This window comes from Mesorhizobium sp. WSM1497 (genome assembly GCF_001672455.2).
Classification (GTDB): domain Bacteria; phylum Pseudomonadota; class Alphaproteobacteria; order Rhizobiales; family Rhizobiaceae; genus Mesorhizobium; species Mesorhizobium ciceri.
On the sequence record NZ_CP021070.1, the window covers coordinates 1175350 to 1191042 of the forward strand.

At 62.1% G+C, this 15693-nt stretch carries 16 protein-coding genes and 1 tRNA gene; 7 read left to right on the top strand and 10 right to left on the bottom strand.

All coding sequences use genetic code 11. From position 1 onward, the window contains the following. Positions 1 to 73: 73 nt before the first annotated feature. Positions 74 to 1019, top strand: a protein-coding gene (locus A9K65_RS05745) for an IS630 family transposase (RefSeq protein WP_198327564.1) whose coding sequence is annotated in 2 segments (ribosomal slippage) — positions 74 to 412 and positions 414 to 1019 — 945 coding nt in all. Because the reading frame shifts where the segments join, the coding sequence is not laid out codon by codon here. 41 nt (positions 1020 to 1060) lie between these two features. Here the strand turns inward: A9K65_RS05745 and A9K65_RS05750 are convergent. The 6 genes from A9K65_RS05750 to A9K65_RS05780 form a co-directional block, all read right to left on the bottom strand. Beyond that, a complete protein-coding gene (locus A9K65_RS05750) occupies positions 1061 to 1381 on the bottom strand; it encodes a hypothetical protein (RefSeq protein WP_027163012.1) in 321 nt (106 codons plus the stop codon). 121 nt (positions 1382 to 1502) lie between these two features. Next, positions 1503 to 1763 carry a hypothetical protein gene (locus tag A9K65_RS05755; RefSeq protein WP_027163011.1) on the bottom strand — a complete coding sequence of 87 codons (261 nt, stop codon included), beginning with the start codon at positions 1761 to 1763 and terminating at the stop codon, positions 1503 to 1505. Positions 1764 to 1767: 4 nt separating this feature from the next. Further along, positions 1768 to 1944, bottom strand: a complete 177-nt coding sequence (locus A9K65_RS05760; protein WP_224700463.1) for a hypothetical protein — start codon at positions 1942 to 1944, stop codon at positions 1768 to 1770. A 144-nt stretch (positions 1945 to 2088) separates the two neighbouring features. Beyond that, positions 2089 to 3051, bottom strand: coding sequence for a SagB/ThcOx family dehydrogenase (locus tag A9K65_RS05765; protein WP_245267615.1), 963 nt, complete (start codon positions 3049 to 3051; stop codon positions 2089 to 2091). A 530-nt stretch (positions 3052 to 3581) separates the two neighbouring features. Next, positions 3582 to 4331, bottom strand: a complete 750-nt coding sequence (locus A9K65_RS05775) for a helix-turn-helix transcriptional regulator (RefSeq protein ID WP_013528976.1) — start codon at positions 4329 to 4331, stop codon at positions 3582 to 3584. 331 nt (positions 4332 to 4662) lie between these two features. Further along, positions 4663 to 4738 (bottom strand) — tRNA-Ala (locus A9K65_RS05780). Between the two features lie 160 nt (positions 4739 to 4898). Here A9K65_RS05780 and A9K65_RS05785 point away from each other — a divergent pair. Next, on the top strand, positions 4899 to 5189 hold the full coding sequence (locus A9K65_RS05785) for a YggT family protein (protein WP_013528977.1): 291 nt from the start codon (positions 4899 to 4901) through the stop codon (positions 5187 to 5189). 13 nt (positions 5190 to 5202) lie between these two features. Next, positions 5203 to 5520 carry a DUF167 domain-containing protein gene (locus tag A9K65_RS05790; protein ID WP_013528978.1) on the top strand — a complete coding sequence of 106 codons (318 nt, stop codon included), beginning with the start codon at positions 5203 to 5205 and terminating at the stop codon, positions 5518 to 5520. A gap of 16 nt (positions 5521 to 5536) precedes the next feature. On the opposite strand, the gene A9K65_RS05795 is transcribed toward A9K65_RS05790, so the two are convergent. From A9K65_RS05795 to A9K65_RS05805, 3 genes are read right to left on the bottom strand one after another with little or no spacing between them, the layout of a single operon-like run. Beyond that, a complete protein-coding gene (locus A9K65_RS05795) occupies positions 5537 to 6418 on the bottom strand; it encodes a MurR/RpiR family transcriptional regulator (protein WP_064995973.1) in 882 nt (293 codons plus the stop codon). A gap of 10 nt (positions 6419 to 6428) precedes the next feature. Continuing rightward, on the bottom strand, positions 6429 to 7496 hold the full coding sequence (ugpC, locus tag A9K65_RS05800; RefSeq protein ID WP_013528980.1) for a sn-glycerol-3-phosphate ABC transporter ATP-binding protein UgpC: 1068 nt from the start codon (positions 7494 to 7496) through the stop codon (positions 6429 to 6431). A 2-nt stretch (positions 7497 to 7498) separates the two neighbouring features. After that, positions 7499 to 8287, bottom strand: coding sequence for an SDR family oxidoreductase (locus A9K65_RS05805; RefSeq protein WP_064995972.1), 789 nt, complete (start codon positions 8285 to 8287; stop codon positions 7499 to 7501). A gap of 183 nt (positions 8288 to 8470) precedes the next feature. Between A9K65_RS05805 and A9K65_RS05810 the strand changes: the two genes are divergently transcribed. From A9K65_RS05810 to A9K65_RS05825, 4 genes are all read left to right on the top strand, one after another. Beyond that, on the top strand, positions 8471 to 9703 hold the full coding sequence (locus tag A9K65_RS05810; protein ID WP_064995971.1) for a sugar ABC transporter substrate-binding protein: 1233 nt from the start codon (positions 8471 to 8473) through the stop codon (positions 9701 to 9703). A gap of 469 nt (positions 9704 to 10172) precedes the next feature. Further along, on the top strand, positions 10173 to 11042 hold the full coding sequence (locus A9K65_RS05815) for a sugar ABC transporter permease (protein WP_024504714.1): 870 nt from the start codon (positions 10173 to 10175) through the stop codon (positions 11040 to 11042). Next, positions 11039 to 11863 (top strand): carbohydrate ABC transporter permease, encoded by an 825-nt coding sequence (locus tag A9K65_RS05820; RefSeq protein WP_013528984.1) that lies wholly within the window; start codon positions 11039 to 11041, stop codon positions 11861 to 11863. The genes A9K65_RS05815 and A9K65_RS05820 overlap by 4 nt, the downstream gene beginning before the upstream one ends. Positions 11864 to 11887: 24 nt before the next feature. Next, entirely contained in the window at positions 11888 to 13363 is a 1476-nt protein-coding gene (locus tag A9K65_RS05825) for a M81 family metallopeptidase (protein WP_064995970.1), read from the top strand. Between the two features lie 194 nt (positions 13364 to 13557). Here A9K65_RS05825 and A9K65_RS05830 read toward each other — a convergent pair whose 3' ends face one another. Further along, on the bottom strand, positions 13558 to 15612 hold the full coding sequence (locus tag A9K65_RS05830; RefSeq protein WP_064995969.1) for a M3 family metallopeptidase: 2055 nt from the start codon (positions 15610 to 15612) through the stop codon (positions 13558 to 13560). Positions 15613 to 15693 lie beyond the last annotated feature (81 nt).

The window sequence follows — 15693 nt, forward strand, 5'->3', positions numbered from 1 at the left end:
GTTATGGCTGAATCGGGATTCCCAAGGTTGAGCAAATCAGATTCGATGTTCTGACCGTTGGAGGTCGGAAAATATGGCGAAGCCTTATTCGATGGATCTTCGGGAGCGGGCGCTTGCCCGCCTTGAAGAGGGTGAAACGAGCCGCGAGGTGGCTGCGGCGCTGAAGGTGGCGGTGTCGAGCGTAATCAAGTGGGCGGCGCGCAAGCGTCGCCTTGGCAGTGCGGCACCCGGCAAGATGGGCGGTCACCGGCCCTATCTGATCGATGGGGAGCACCGTGCTTTCGTTCTGGGCGAGGTTGAGCGAGATGCCAACGTGACGCTTCATCAATTGACGGCGGCACTGGCTGAACGTGGTCTTACCATCCACCCTGCGAGCGTCGGGCGCTTCCTGCATCGCGAGGGCAAGAGTTTTAAAAAAAACCATTCTGCCGGCCGAGCAGCTCAAGCCAAAGCTGATGCGCCGGCGAGCGCAATGGATGCGCTACCAGACCCGCATTGACCCTACGCGCCTGGTCTTCCTGGATGAGACATGGGTCAAGACCAACATGGCGCCATCGCGCGGCTGGGGTGTGCGTGGCAAGCGGCTGATGGCCCACACGCCACATGGCCATTGGAAGACGATGACCTTCATCGCAGCACTTCGCCATGACCGGGTAGAGGCGCCGTGGGTCATTGACGGTCCCATCAATGCGCAAGCCTTCCGTGCCTATGTCGAAACCGAACTCATCAAAACCCTGAAGCCGGGGGACATCGTCATTCTCGACAATCTCGGTTCCCACAAGGGCCAAGCCGTCCGCGACATCGTCAGAGCTGCTGGGGCGCGGCTCTTCTTCCTGCCGCCCTACAGTCCAGATCTCAACCCAATCGAGAAACTGTTCGCCAAGCTCAAGCACTGCATGCGACGTGCCGCCAAACGAAGCATCGAGGCCGTACACAACGCCATCGCCCACACCCTCGACCAGGTCAGCCCAAACGAATGCAACAACTACATCGAAAGCGCTGGCTATAAGTCAACCTAAATGCGAACCGCTCTAGGACCGAATTTGGTCGAAGCGGCCTGTCAGTAGGCCAGCGACAGGCTCAGGGCCTCGACCTGTTCGAGATAGAAACGGCATTTCGTGCGCAACAGCCCGAGGCCCGGGGCATCGGCGCCGTTGATTTCGATGGTCTGCATCATGAAGTCGAAATGGGCGTGGAAGGCGTCCACTGTACCCCAGAGACTGTCGGCCTGGCAGCTGTCGGCAATCGCCATCGAGACGAGTTGGCGGGCCTCGATCCGCGCGGCGTCAGGCGATGGCGGCCGCCTGACGATCAAGACGTCGAGCCGGCTGAAAATGCTTTCCCTGGCATCGACGCTTCTGATGTTGGCTATCATGTTCATGTGCAGGTCCCCCTTGGCATTCCAGACGCGCAATAGGTTCCGGTCTGAAATTGAAAAACTGGTGAGCAGAGCATTTTCAGCGGCGCCAATAAGCGCGTGGCGTTTTGGCGGGCGACATGCATCAAGCTAGCGCGACCGGATGCCGGTCCTGCGGGCAGGATGCAATCAGGGCCGGGATTGCGGTTGCATCGGAGGGGTGGCCCCTGATGATGTTGGCGACCTCGGCATCTGCCTGCTCGAACCAGTAGACCATGTCGGCGCGGCGCAGGTCCGTCGCGGCTTTCTTCAGCAGCGGCAGCAGGCTTTGCAATGCGCACAGCGTCTCCCAGCGGTTTGGCCGCGAGGTCGAGCCGGCCACCGCGCATGCGGCTGACGATTGCATCTCGTTAGGCTCTCCGTGGCTGGGCGGCGCGATTGTCTTTTGCCTGCGCCTTGGGGTGCAGCGGGTTGCCGCTGAGCTGCGCGTGCCTGGCTGGCCGTGCGCCGCGAAGAACGTCGAAGGCCTCTGCATAGGCCATGCCCAGCAGATAGGAGATCATCGGAAAACGGCTTGCTTCGGCCATTTGCACGAGCTCATTGGTCATCGACGAAATATATTGAAGACTATCGATTTCCGACTGGCGTAAGGATTGATTTGGCACGTGCTGCTCCTGTCTCTGGTTATACCCTGGGAACGCGTTACTGGCCGAATACACATTGTTGGTCGACTAATTGATGGATTGGCCCGCGGTGGAGGGATCTCTTTCCGGGGTCGAGAGGGTCAAGGCATAGATCGGTGCGTCGGTGAGGCTGTCGAGACCAAGCAGCCGCTTGATCGCGGAATGACTGAGCGCGGCTGTCGGGCACGCCGACAGGCCATGATTGGTCGCCGCCAGCATGATGTTCTGGCCGATATGGCCGGCCTCGATCAGCACGACACGATAGGCGTTGGCGTCCTCATATTTCCACATCGTGCGGTCGAGCCTGGCGCAAAGCAGGATCAGGCACGGCATGGCGTCAGCCCACTCCTGTCCGCCGACCAGTTCGGAGATCTTCGGCAGATGGTTCGCGGAAATCCTGCCAAGGTCGTGGTCGGCGGCGGAATAGTGATAGACACCCGGTTCGAGGCCATCGACGCCGAGCGCGACCACATAGGCCTCATAGGGATTTCGCGCGCCGCCGGAAGGGGTCATGCCAAGCGGCAGGGTGCCGACGCAATTGGCGGTCTCACCGATGATGCCGAGCCCGGCGAACAGGCAATCGGAAAGCTGTTTGGCCGTGATGGTGGGCTGAGCCGCCGTGCGGTTGGTGCGGCGCCGCGCCATCAAGCCAAGAAGTTCGTTGTCTTCCAGTGCATTCGGCAGCTGGATGGCGCCGGCGGAATTCTTGAGCAGGAGGTCCGGCTGCGGCGTATGGCCGGCGCGTTCTATCTGCCGCTCTTCCGCTTGCTCGATGGTCATGTATTCGCTGTCCTGGACGCAGAAATGCATCAGCGCCGTCGGAAGCCCCCAACTCCATTGTCCTGAAAACTGTTCCTCCTGCTCGGCGAGAGGCGATCCGGCGGTGACCAGGGCGGAAAAATCGAGCAACCGGGGAACGACAGCTTTCAGCTCGGACTTCGACCAGCCATGGGCGCGGGCAATGTCCGCCGTCGATGCCCATTTGTCCCACGATGCGAGAAGGCCGACCATATCAGGGCTGCATTCAAATACGCTTCTGGTCAGGAAGTTGCATGCCGTGACCTTGTTCGGTCCAGGGTAGAAAACAAGCGTTTTCGAAGAGCGCATTTTCATGAAGCTGGATGCCATCTGCGGAGCCGAGGCGCCGACAAGCGAACCGCTCGTCGGCGCAGAACGGCTTCAGCGCTTGTTGTAGTGCATGCCCTGCGAAAAGAAGACGGTCTGCGTGCCGGCGGCAATCGTCAGCTTCGGAGTATTGGTCACTTTCTTGGCCATTTTTATCCCTTTCCTGACCCCAATCTGGGATCCGTTGAAGGACCCCCGGAACGGGATCCGCGCGAAGAAAGGTAAGGTCGGAAGAGTTAATGGTTTGTTAAAATTATAGTAAAACCACGAGTCGAAGGCGGATGCGTTGATTATCTTTCTTGGTACCAAAGTGTAAAATATCGATTTTATTCAGATACAGAGTAGACAATCGTTGGCGTACGCTTTATCGGCGTACGCTTATTCTTAATTGGCGTAAGACACGGCGATCCGAGGGATTAGCCCAACCCGTCCCGGGTGAGGCTGACAACCAGTTGGTCGACGCCCGGATCGTCGAGACTGATGACATGCGCCATGCTGATGGCATCCCTTGCGTGGATGTTGGCAATGTCGCGCCGCATGATGACGGACACGAATGCCGGGCCGGCCTCCGTCAGAAGCATGGCCTTGCCCATCAGCACCGGTTCGGAGATGGGAGCCCATTGCACGGAGATCAGCGACGGCTCTCCGGTCTGGCGGCGATTGATGCCGCTGAAATAAATCCAGTTCAGCCGCGAGATCGCCACGCCATAGTGATTGCCGCGCGCTCGTGCCCAGGTCGATCCCCGGCGCTCCGACCACCCGGTGACCCGTCGAAAGGTGACCAGTTCGGCTTCGCGCCGCACGAAGGTCACCGAGCGCACCAGGAGGTCGAGGCGGCCCGGGATCGAGAAATAGGTGAAATAGGTGCCGCCCGCGATCGAAGGGCTGGGAGGGCGGATCATCTGGTTGAACAGGCTCTCGGACACCGGCGGCAGGCCGCGCATCACTGGCTCGGGTGTGCCGGGATCCTGGTACAGTTCCGCCTCGTCGATGCGAAAGTAGTCGCATATCAGCTTGGCTGTGGCCTTGTTGGGAACGGTCTGCCCTTGCAGGTAGCGTTCGAACTGGGTGCGATTGATGTGCAGCTCACGGCATACCGCGCTTACGGAGGCATGGTCCTTGCACAGCCGTCTAAGGTTTGCAGCGAGATTCTCGCGAATTGACACGTCTTTGCTTCCGCAGGCGGATTTTTCATTTCGACTCGAAATCCATATAGCGTCTCCGGTCGCCCCCGCCGAAACGCCTTGGCCACAACGCACAGAAAAAACTGATTTGGTAACGTCAATTTAGTGGGGCGGTTTGCAAAAAAAACGGAAACAATCGACGAGCGCTTCCGCCATAAGTCCAATTGACAAAAGTCTTGCCGGAGATTGCGAAAACAGGCGGCGCGGCGCGCGGCCTTTTAGGCGCGCCGGCACGGCAAATGCCAGCCGTGGAGGCCAGCCCGGACGAGCGTCGCGGACTGCATATGGCGCGGAGAGCGAGGAATTAATCCGCTGGTGGAGCTGAGGAGGATCGAACTCCTGACCTCGTCATTGCGAACGACGCGCTCTCCCAGCTGAGCTACAGCCCCGTCCAGCGGATGGGCGCATTTATCGGGCGCCGCGGTTTCCTGTCAAGGCGGAGGTTTGCCGAAATCCAGTGGCCTGGCAGCCGTACCGGCGCACCGTGGCAGGCGGCCCTTGCCGGTTTCGCGTGCAATGGCTACATGTCGGCAACAATTGGAGACCGGCATGCTCGCCCTCATTCAGACAATCGTCATGGCGCTCGACCTCTACTGGTGGATCATCATCGCATCGGCGATCTTTTCCTGGCTTTACGCCTTCAACGTCGTCAACTCGCGCAATCAGTTCGTCGGTTCCATCGGCAACATGCTCTATCGGCTGACCGAACCGGCGTTGCGGCCGATCCGCCGTTTCATGCCGGACCTTGGCGGCATCGACATCTCGCCGATCATCCTGCTTCTGATCCTGTTCTTCCTGCGGCAGTTCATATTGACCAGTGTGGCGCCTCTGGTCCTGTGAGGCCGATGATCGTATGAGCGCGCCGTTTCGCCTGCGCGATGATGGCGTCGAGCTGTTTGTCCGGCTGACGCCGAAGGCTGCGCTGGACAGGCTCGAAGGCATCGAGACCACGGCGGACGAGCGAAGCCATCTGAAAGCGCGCGTCCGCGCCGTGCCGGAAAACGGCGCCGCCAATCATGCGCTCGAAAAGCTGATTGCCAAGGCGATTGGCGTGCCGGGGTCCGCCGTCTCGGTTGTCGCCGGCGGCACGGCGCGGCTGAAGACCGTGCGCATTGAAGGCGATCCGGAGACGTTGGCGAAAAGCATCGAGGCGCTCGGCCATCAGGCCTGATGTCCTTGCCGGAGGGTCAATCCCCCAGCGGCAAACGCGGATCGTCAACTTTCAACGTGTTGACGCTCTGCTTGATGCGGCGCAGATTTTCCAGAACCCTTGGTCCGCGCGTCTCGGCGACCGAGGTGACGATCATGTCGACGATCGACAGCAGCGCATAGCGCGACGATGTCGGCTTGTAGATATTGCCGTCTTCCAGCGACTGGAAATGGATGACCGTGTCGGCGACCTTGGCGAGCGCGGAGTCCGGCGGGGTGATGGCGATCGTGGTGGCGCCATATTGCTGGGCGACCTGCACCGCATCGATGACCGATCGTGCATAGCCGGAGACGGAGAAGGCGATCAGCGTGGTGTAGGGGGTGGCGACGGCAGCGTACATGCGTTGCAACTGTCCGTCGATTTGCGCCAGCACGGACACGCCAAGCCTGAACAGCCGGTTCTGCATTTCGGTCGCCATCATCGACGAAATGCCACCGGAGCCGATGCACAGCACATTGCCGGAAACCGCGATACGTGCGGCGACGGCGACCAGCGTCGTCATGTCGAGGTTTTCGCTGGCGCGCTGGATGGCCGATATCGCCGCTTCGGTGATGGCGGAAGCGATGCGCTGTTCGCGGGCATCGCGGCTCAACGGCTCCGGCGACAGATACTGGCCGCCGATGGCGATGGCTTGCGCCAGATAGAATTTGAAGTCGCGCAGGCCCTCGCAGCCGAGGTTGCGGCAGAACCGCGTCACCGTCGGCTCGCTGACACCGACGCGCGCGGCAATTTCCGAAATCGCCGCCTTGGAAACGAAGTCGAGGTCTGCCAGCACGAAGCCGGCCAGCTTGCGATCCGACTTCGTTCCGTCCTGCGACATCAGCTGCAGGCGCGTGATGATGTCGGCCGGCGTCTTCATGCTGATATTTTCATAGAGGCAGGCCCGTCGCCTTGTCGAACAGATGGATGTTGCCGGGATCGACCGAGACCGGCAGCAGGTCTCCCGGCCTGACCGGCACCCTGTCACGGAACACGGCGCGTACCGTATCAGCACCGATAGCGCCATAGACATGTGTTTCGGAGCCGGTGGGCTCAACGACATCCACCCTGATCGCCATCGCGTCGACAGCCTCGCCGATGACAAAATGCTCGGGCCGGATGCCGGCCTCCACCGCGCTGTCCGCCGGCACCTGTTTGCCGGCAAGCGCCAGCCGCCCGCCACCGGCCGATTCGAACCAGGTTTTCTCAAGCGTCGTCTTGAGCGAACCCGAGACGAAACTCATCGACGGCGAGCCGAGGAAGGAGGCGACGAACTTGTTGGCCGGCCTGTCATAGAGCTCCAGCGGCGCCCCGACCTGCTGGATCCTGCCGCGATCCATCACGACGATGCGGTCGGCCATGGTCATAGCCTCGATCTGGTCGTGGGTGACGTAGACGATCGTCGACTTCAGCCGCTGGTGCAGCGCCTTGATCTCGACGCGCATCTGCACGCGCAATTGTGCGTCGAGATTGGACAGCGGTTCGTCAAACAGGAACACAGACGGTTCGCGCACGATGGCGCGGCCCATGGCGACGCGCTGGCGCTGGCCGCCCGACAGCTGGCGGGGATAGCGGTCGAGATAGGAGAAGAGATTGAGGACCCCGGACGCCTTCTTGACCTTCTCATCGATTACCGTGCGCGTCTCGCCGCGTATCTTCGGGCCGAAACCGATATTGTCTGATGCCTTCAGATGCGGAAACAGCGCATAGGACTGGAACACCATGGCGATGTTGCGCTGCTGCGGCGGCAGCGCGTTGGCGCGCACGCCGCCGATCAACAGATCGCCGGAAGTGATCGTCTCCAGGCCGGCGAGCATGCGCAGCAAGGTCGACTTGCCGCAGCCGGACGGGCCGACCAGGACGACGAACTCGCCGCTCTTGATATCGAGGCTGATGTTCTCGAGGATCTTGTGCTGCCCGAAGGATTTCGACAGGTCGCGGAACTCGACGTCGGTCATGCTCACGCTCCCAATATGTCGTCGATGAAGGGCAGGCAACCGGCGGTCAGTCCCGCGTCCACGGGCATCACCACGCCTGTTACTCCCGATGCGCGATCGGACGCAAGGAAAGCGACGGCTTCCGCCACTTCCGCAGCGTTGACGATGCGACCGAGCGGATAGAGCCGCTGCAATTTGCCGAGGATTTCGGGATCCTTGGCAAGGCGGTGGTCCCAGGCGGCGGTGCGGATCGATCCGGGGCAGACGACATTGGCGCGCAGGCCGCTGCGGCCGAGCTCGACGGCGATCGCCTTGGCATAGGCGTTGATGCCCGCCTTGGCCGCGGCATAGGCGGGATTGCCGAAATGCGCGATGGCGTTGACCGAGGAGATGAAGACGACGCTGCCGGAGCCACGGCTGGCCATCGCCTTGACCAGCGGATCGGCGAAATTCATCACGCCGGTCAGGTTGAGGTCGAGTTCCTGCTCAATCCTGTCGGGGTTGAGCGCGGGGAGCGTCTCGGCGCGCGTCCAGCCGGCATTGTTGATGAGAATGTCGGGCACACCGTCCCGGTCGAGGATGGCGGCGATCGCCGTGGCTATCGACGCCTTGTCGAGAAGATCGAAGACGTGGCAGGCGGCAAAATGCGGGCTCTTCAACGCCTCGCTCGACTGGTCGCAGCCTACGACCCTGGCGCCCCTTTGCGCCATCAGCGCCACGATGGCCGTGCCGAGGCCGCCGCCCGCACCCGTCACAACGACAGTCTTGCCCTCGAATTCGGCCCTGCCTTCGAGTTCCGTTTGCGAAACCACCGTGCGTCATCCTCCGGGATCTTCGACAGGTCGGATCAGGCCTAGTCCACAAAATGTAATTAAGCAACAGAATAATCTGCTTGCAAGCCTTCAAATCCTCGATAATGTAGGAAAGTCACATAAATCTTCTGCTTGGGTAACGAAGAGGCGCGCAGGCGCAAAAATCAAAATGGGAGAGTTCAAATGAGTCTTGCAAAATGGACTGTCGGCCTGATGGCCGGAATGAGCATGCTGGCAATTGCGGCGCAGGCGGATGCGGGCGAGGTGCGGGTCACCGTGGCCGAGTACAGCGCCAAGACTGGCCCATATTTCGACAGCGTCAAGAAGGAATTCGAGGCGGCGAACCCCGGCATCACGGTCAAGTTCGAAGTGGTGCCGTGGGATGTGCTGCTGCAGAAGCTGACCACCGACATCACCGCCGGCACCAATGCCGATCTGTCGATCATCGGCACGCGCTGGCTGATCGACTTCGTCCAGCAGGATGTCGCCGAGCCGCTCGACGGCTACATCAAGCCCGACTTCAAGGACCGCTTCATCGACACCTTCCTGTCGCCCTCGATCATGGATGGCAAGACCTACGGCCTGCCGATCGCTGCCTCGGCGCGCGCCATGTACTACAACAAGGAGCTGTTCGAGAAGGCCGGCATCGCCAAGCCACCGGCAAACTGGACCGAGTTGCAGGAAGATGCGCGCAAGATCAAGGCTCTGGGGTCGGGCACGTTCGGCTTCGGCCTGCAGGGCAAGGAGATCGAGACCGACGTCTATTACTACTATGCGATGTGGTCCTACGGCACGGAAATCCTCAACAAGGACGGCACGTCGGGCCTGAGCACGCCCGGCGCGCTTGAAGCCGCCAAGCTCTACAAGTCGATGATCGACGAAGGCCTGACCGAACCCGGCGTCACCTCCAACAACCGCGAGGACGTGCAGAACCTGTTCAAGCAGGGCAGGGTCGGCATGATGATCACCGCACCCTTCCTGTCCAACCAGATCAAGGACGAGGCGCCGAACCTGAAATACGGCGTTGCGGCCATTCCCGCTGGACCGACCGGCGCGCGCGGCACCTATGGCGTCACCGATTCCATCATCATGTTCAAGAACTCCAAGAACAAGGACGAGGCCTGGAAGCTGCTCGATTTCCTGTTCACCACGGAGCAGCGTGCCAAGTTCACACAGGGCGAAGGCTTCCTGCCGGTGAACAAGGAAGAGGCCAAGATGGATTACTACGTCAACAATGCCGATCTGGCCGCGTTCACCGCTCTGCTGCCCGACGCCCGCTTCGCGCCGGTCATCCCGGGCTGGGAAGAGGTCGCCCAGATCACGTCGGACGCCATGCAGAAGATCTATCTCGGCGGCGACCCCGAGGCCGGTTTGAAAGACGCAGCCGCCAAGGCCAATGCGGTGCTGAAGAAATAGGGCGTATCTCCCTGCGCCCGTGGCGCGCTCCGCTCAAGCGGGGCGCGTCACATCTTGCAGCCTCGAGCAGAAAGATAGTTCGTCGATGTCAACGCCGCCCAGCCAGGCTCCTTTCCTCTCCCACCGGAGGGGGGGAGAGGTGGCTCGGCGAAGCCGAGACGGAGTGGGGGAACCACCTGGCAGCCACCGCGAACGGATATAGGAAGAGCACCAGGCGCAAGCCTTGCCTTGCGCCCAAGGGGTCGACCCCCACTCCGTCGAGCTTCGCTCGACACCTCTCCCCCGATCGACGGGGGAGAGGAAAGGGGCCCTTCCGCAACTGCTGCGGAGAACGGACGAGCAGGTGAGGGCAGCGCCGACGGTTGCAAGGAATCCTGAAGCGGTGCCCTGAGAAGAACGAGGCCGGACCAAGTCAATCTGTTAAGCCAGCGAAATCCAATCTCCCCGCAACGCGGTACAAAGCCAGCCGATGCAAAATCGTTTCTTGCCCTATCTCCTGACCTTGCCCAGCCTGTTTCTGGCGGCGGTGGTCATCTTCTGGCCGGTCTGGGACCTGATCCAGATCTCGACGCATGACGTCAGCCGCTTCGGCCAGCTTCGTGACTTCAACGACTTCGCCAATTTCGCGGCACTCGCTGCCGATCCCGATTTCACGGCCGCGCTTTGGCGCACCGGCCAATGGACGGTGATGGTGGTCGGCGGCGCGCTTCTCTTGTCGATCCCGGTGGCGATGATCCTCAACACCGATTTCTATGGCCGCGGCATTGCCCGCGTCATCATCATGCTGCCCTGGGCGGTGTCGCTGACCATGACTGCGGTGGTCTGGCGCTGGGCGCTGAGCGGCGAAAGTGGCATGCTCAATTCGGCGCTGATCGGCCTCGGCCTCATCGATCACAACATCCAGTGGCTGGCGAGTGCCGAAACCGCCTTTCCGATGCAAGTGCTGATCGGCATCCTGGTGACGGTGCCGTTCACGACGACGATCTTCCTCGGCGGGCTGTCGTCGATCCCGGACGATCTCTACGAGGCGGCGGCGCTTGAAGGGGCGACGCCGCTGCAGCAGTTCCGCGAAATTACCTTTCCGCTCCTGAAACCGTTCATCAACATCGCCATCGTGCTCAACACCATCTACGTCTTCAATTCCTTCCCGATCATCTGGGTGATGACGCAGGGCGGGCCGGCCAACTCGACCGATATCCTGGTCACCCATCTCTACAAGCTGGCCTTCCGCATCGGCAAGCTGGGCGAAGCATCGGCGGTGTCGCTGGTGATGTTCGCCATCTTGCTGGTCTTCACCATGATCTATGTGCGGCTGGCGATGCGGGAGCAACGCGCATGACGAGCAAGCTCAAGCGTTCGATCATCGCCTGGCTGCTGCTGGCGCCGCTGATTGTGGTGACGCTCTTTCCCTTCGCGGTGATGTTCCTGACCGCAGTCAAGCCGAGACAGGAAGTGCTGTCGCCGACCTGGTGGCCGAGCGAATTCCGCTGGTCGAATTTTTCCGACATGTGGGTGGCGACGGGCTTCGGCCAGGCGCTGCTCAATTCGCTCTACGTGTCTGTGATCGCCACCGTCGGCGCCATCCTGATCTCGGTTCCGGCGGCCTATGCGATGTCGCGCTTCCGCTTTGCCGGCTACGGCGCCTTGCGCCAGTTCCTGCTGATTTCGCAGATGATCTCGCCGATCGTGCTGGTGCTCGGCCTGTTCCGGCTGATGGCCGCCTGGGGCCTGGTCGAGAGCACGACGGCGCTCGGCTTCATCTACATGGCCTTCAACGTCGCCTTCACGGTGTGGATGCTGCAGAGCTATTTCGACACCATCCCCCGCGATCTCGAGGAAGCCGCCTGGATGGAGGGCGCCGGCCGCTGGCTGACCTTGCGCAAGGTGTTCCTGCCGCTCTGCCTGCCGGCGATCGCGGTGACGGCGATCTTCACCTTCATCAACGCCTGGAACGAGTTCGTCGTGGCGCTCACCATGCTGCGCAGCCAGGAAAGCTACACGCTGCCGATCCAGGTGTTTTCGCTGGTCGCCGGCCGCTACACCATCGAATGGCATCACGTCATGGCCGCGACGCTGCTGGCGACCTTGCCGGTGGCCATCCTGTTCATCTGGCTGCAGCGCTACCTCGTCAGAGGTCTGGCGCTCGGGGCGGTCAAATAGCGCCTATTCACGGACGGAGCTTTCATGCGCATTTTCACCGCCTCGCTGGCGACGGAAACCAACACCTTCTCGCCGGTGCCGACCGATAGGGCTTCGTTCGAGATGGCCTTCTATGCCGGGCCCGGCAAGCATCCGGAAACGCCGACACTGTGCTCCTCGCCGATGGTGGCGCTACGCCGGCGTGCGGTGGCCGAAGGCCTCGACGTCATCGAAGGCACCGCCACCTGGGCGGAGCCGGGCGGCCTGGTGCAGCGGCAGACCTATGAGGCTCTGCGCGACGAGATTCTGGGCCAGCTCAAGGCGGCGCTGCCGGTCGATACTGTCATCCTCGGCCTGCATGGCGCCATGGTGGCGCAAGGCTATGACGATTGCGAAGGCGATCTGCTCGAACGGGTTCGCGCGATGGTCGGGCCGGAGGTGGTGATCGCCGTGGAACTCGATCCGCACAGCCATCTGACACCGAAGCGCGTCGCGGCCTCCGACATTCTCGCCTATTTCCTCGAATTTCCGCACACCGATTTCTACGAGCGCGGCGAACATGTCGTCGAGCTTGGCCTGGCAGCAGTGCGTGGTGAGATCAACCCTGTCATTTCGACCTTCGACTGCCGCATGATCCAGGTGCTGCCGACCAGCCGCGAGCCGATGCGGTCCTTCGTCGATCGCATCAAGGCGCTGCACGGCAAGGACGGCGTGCTGTCGGTCTCCGTCATCCACGGCTTCATGGCGGCCGATGTGCCCGAGATGGGCACGCGCATCCTGGTCGTCACCGACAATGACAAGGCCAAGGGCGACGCGCTGGCGGAACGGCTCGGGCGGGAACTCTACGCGCTGCGCGAAAAGACGGCGATGACGATGCTGAGTGCTGCCGACGGCATCGATCGGGCGCTGGCCGTGCGCACAGAAAATCCGGGCAAGCCGGTGGTCATCGCCGATATCTGGGACAATCCCGGCGGCGGTGTGCCCGGCGACGGCACCTTCGTGCTGCGCCAGATGCTGGCGCGTGGCCTGGACAGGTTCGCCGTCGCGACCATCTGGGATCCGATCGCGGTCACCTTCTGCCTGGCGGCAGGCGAGGGCGCAGTCATCGACCTGCGCTTCGGCGGCAAGGCCGGGCCGCAAGCCGGCGAGCCGATCGATGCGCGCGTGCGCGTGCTGAAGGCGGTTGCGGAGGGCTGGCAGAGTTTCGGGCCAAGCCGGGTGACGCTTGGGCCGACGGCGCTGGTCCGCCTCGAAGGCACCGAGGTCGACATCATCCTCAACACCAACCGCACGCAGACCTTCGAGCCGGATATCTTTTCCAACATCGGCGTCGATCCGCTAGCCAAGGACATGCTGCTGATCAAGTCGACCAATCATTTCTACGCCGGCTTCGAGCCGATCGCCGCCGAGATCATCTATGTCTCGGCGCCGAGTTCGTATCCCAGCAATCCGGCGGTGACCGATTACAAGAAGCTGACAAGGCCGGTGTGGCCGAGGGTGACGGATCCTTGGAAAGTGTAGGGTTCTCCCTTCTCTCCTTGTGGGAGGAGGTGGCCTCGCGAAGCGAGGTCGGATGAGGGGTGTTCCAGCTTGACGTCATCGCTTGCAAAGCCTCGCCCGGCCTGTCGCTAACGTTCACTTCGCTGGAACACCCTCAACGGTCTCGGCGATGCGCGCCGATCACCTTCTCCCGCCAGGGGAGAAGGAAGAGGATGCTACACCAACCCGCGCTTGGCCATCATCGCTTCCGGCGACGGCATCTTGCCGCGAAATGCGGTGTAGAGTTCTTCCGGATCCTTCGACCCGCCGGCCGCGTAGATGTTCTTGCGCAACCGCTCGGCGAGTGCCGGGTTGAAGGGGTCGCCGGTTTCCTCGAAGGCGGCAAAAGCATCGGCATCGAGCACTTCCGACCACATGTAGGAATAGTAGCCGGCCGAATAGCCTTCGCCGGAAAAGACATGGCCGAAATGCGGGGTGCGGTGACGCATGGCTATGGTGTCCGGCATATGCAGTTCTGCAAGCGTTTCGGCTTCGAAACGAAGCGGCGCTTCAGGCGCGTCCGCCCGCGCGTGATAGGCCATGTCCATCAAGGCGGAGGCGGTGAATTCGACCGTGGCGAAGCCGGCGCCGAAGGTGCGCGCGGCCAGCATCTTGTCGAGCAGCGCCTTGGGCATCGGCTTGCCGGTCTTGACGTGCAGCGCGTGCTTCTCCAGCACTGCCGGCACGGTCAGCCAGTGCTCGTAGAGCTGCGAAGGCAGTTCGACGAAATCGCGGCTGACCGAAGTGCCCGAAACCGAGGGCCAGGTGACGTCGGTCAGCATGCCGTGCAAAGCATGGCCGAACTCGTGGAACAGCGTTTTGGCCTCGTCGACCGACAGCAGAGCCGGCTCGCCCACCGGCGGCTTGGCGAAGTTCATGATGTTGTAGATGACCGGGCTCGCACCGTGGCCGAGCCTGTAGCCGGATTGCAACGCGCTCATCCAGGCGCCGGATCGCTTTGACGGCCGGGCGAAATAGTCGGCCAGGAAAAGGCCGCGCTCGCTGCCGTCGGCATTCTTCACCACGAAGACGCGGGCGTCCGGATGCCAGGCCGCGATGTCCTTTTTCTCTTCGAAGGTGATGCCGAACAGCCGTGTCGCCACGTCGAAGCAAGCGTCGATGATCCGGTCGAGCTGCAGATAGGGTTTCAGTTCCGCCTCGTCGAAGGCGAATTTCTCCGCGCGCAGCTTCTCCTGGTAGAAGCGCCAGTCCCAGGCAGCGAATTTTTCGTTGCTGCCGGCTGCGGTGGCCAGCCGTTGCAATTCGATCTGGTCGCTTGCTGCCTTCTCAAGCGCCTTTTCCCACACCGGATCGAGCAGCGCGTGCACGGCCTTCGGCGTCTTGGCCATGGTGTCATCGAGCTTCAGCGCGGCGAAAGAGGCATAGCCGAGCAGCTTTGCCTTTTCGGCCCGCAGGCGCAGCATGTCGCGCACCACGTTCGTGTTGTCGGTGGCGCCGCCATTCTGGCCGCGCATGGTGAAGGCGCGGAAGGCGATCTCGCGCAGATCGCGGCGTTCGGAGAAGGTCGAGAACGGCTCATAGATCGAGCGCGACAGAGTGACGGCATAGCGGCCCTTCTGGCCGCGTATCTCGGCCGCTTCGGCCATGGAACTTTTCACGAAGTCCGGCAGGCCGGCAAGGTCGGCTTCATCGAGGAACAGCGCCCAGTCGCGCTCGTCGGCCAGAACATTCTGGCCGAAAGCCGTGCCGAGCGAGGACAATTCCTCGCTGATGCTTGCCAGCCGCTTCTTGCCGTCGGCGTCGAGCTTGGCGCCGGAACGGACGAAGCCCTTCCAGGTCTTTTCCAGCACCCGCAAGGTCTCGGCGTCGAGCTTCAGGCTCTCACGGCGCTGGTAGAGATCGTCGATGCGGGCAAACAGCCGCTCATTCATTGAAATCGCCGAGAAATGCTTGGACATTTTCGGCGAGATGTCGCGCTCCAGCGCCTGGATCGTCTCGTTGGTGTAGGCGCCGGCGCGGCACCAGAAGATCGACGAGACACGATCGAGCGCTTCGCCACCAAGTTCCAGCGCGGCAAGCGTGTTCTCGACGGTCGGCGCATCCTTGTTGCCGGCGATCGCCTCGATCTCGGCCTCGTGCGCCTTCAGCGCCGCGTCGAAGACCGGGGAGAAGTCGCCGTCGCCAATGCGCGTGAAATCGGGCAGGCCGAGCGGCCCCTGCCACGCGGTCAGCGGATGGGCGGCGAGGTCGACGGCTTTCGTGGAAGGCATGGACAGTCTTTCGTTGGTGGGGCAGGCAGGCGGGTCGTACCCGATGTAGGGCGCGGCCGGCGGACCCGCAATATGCGGATT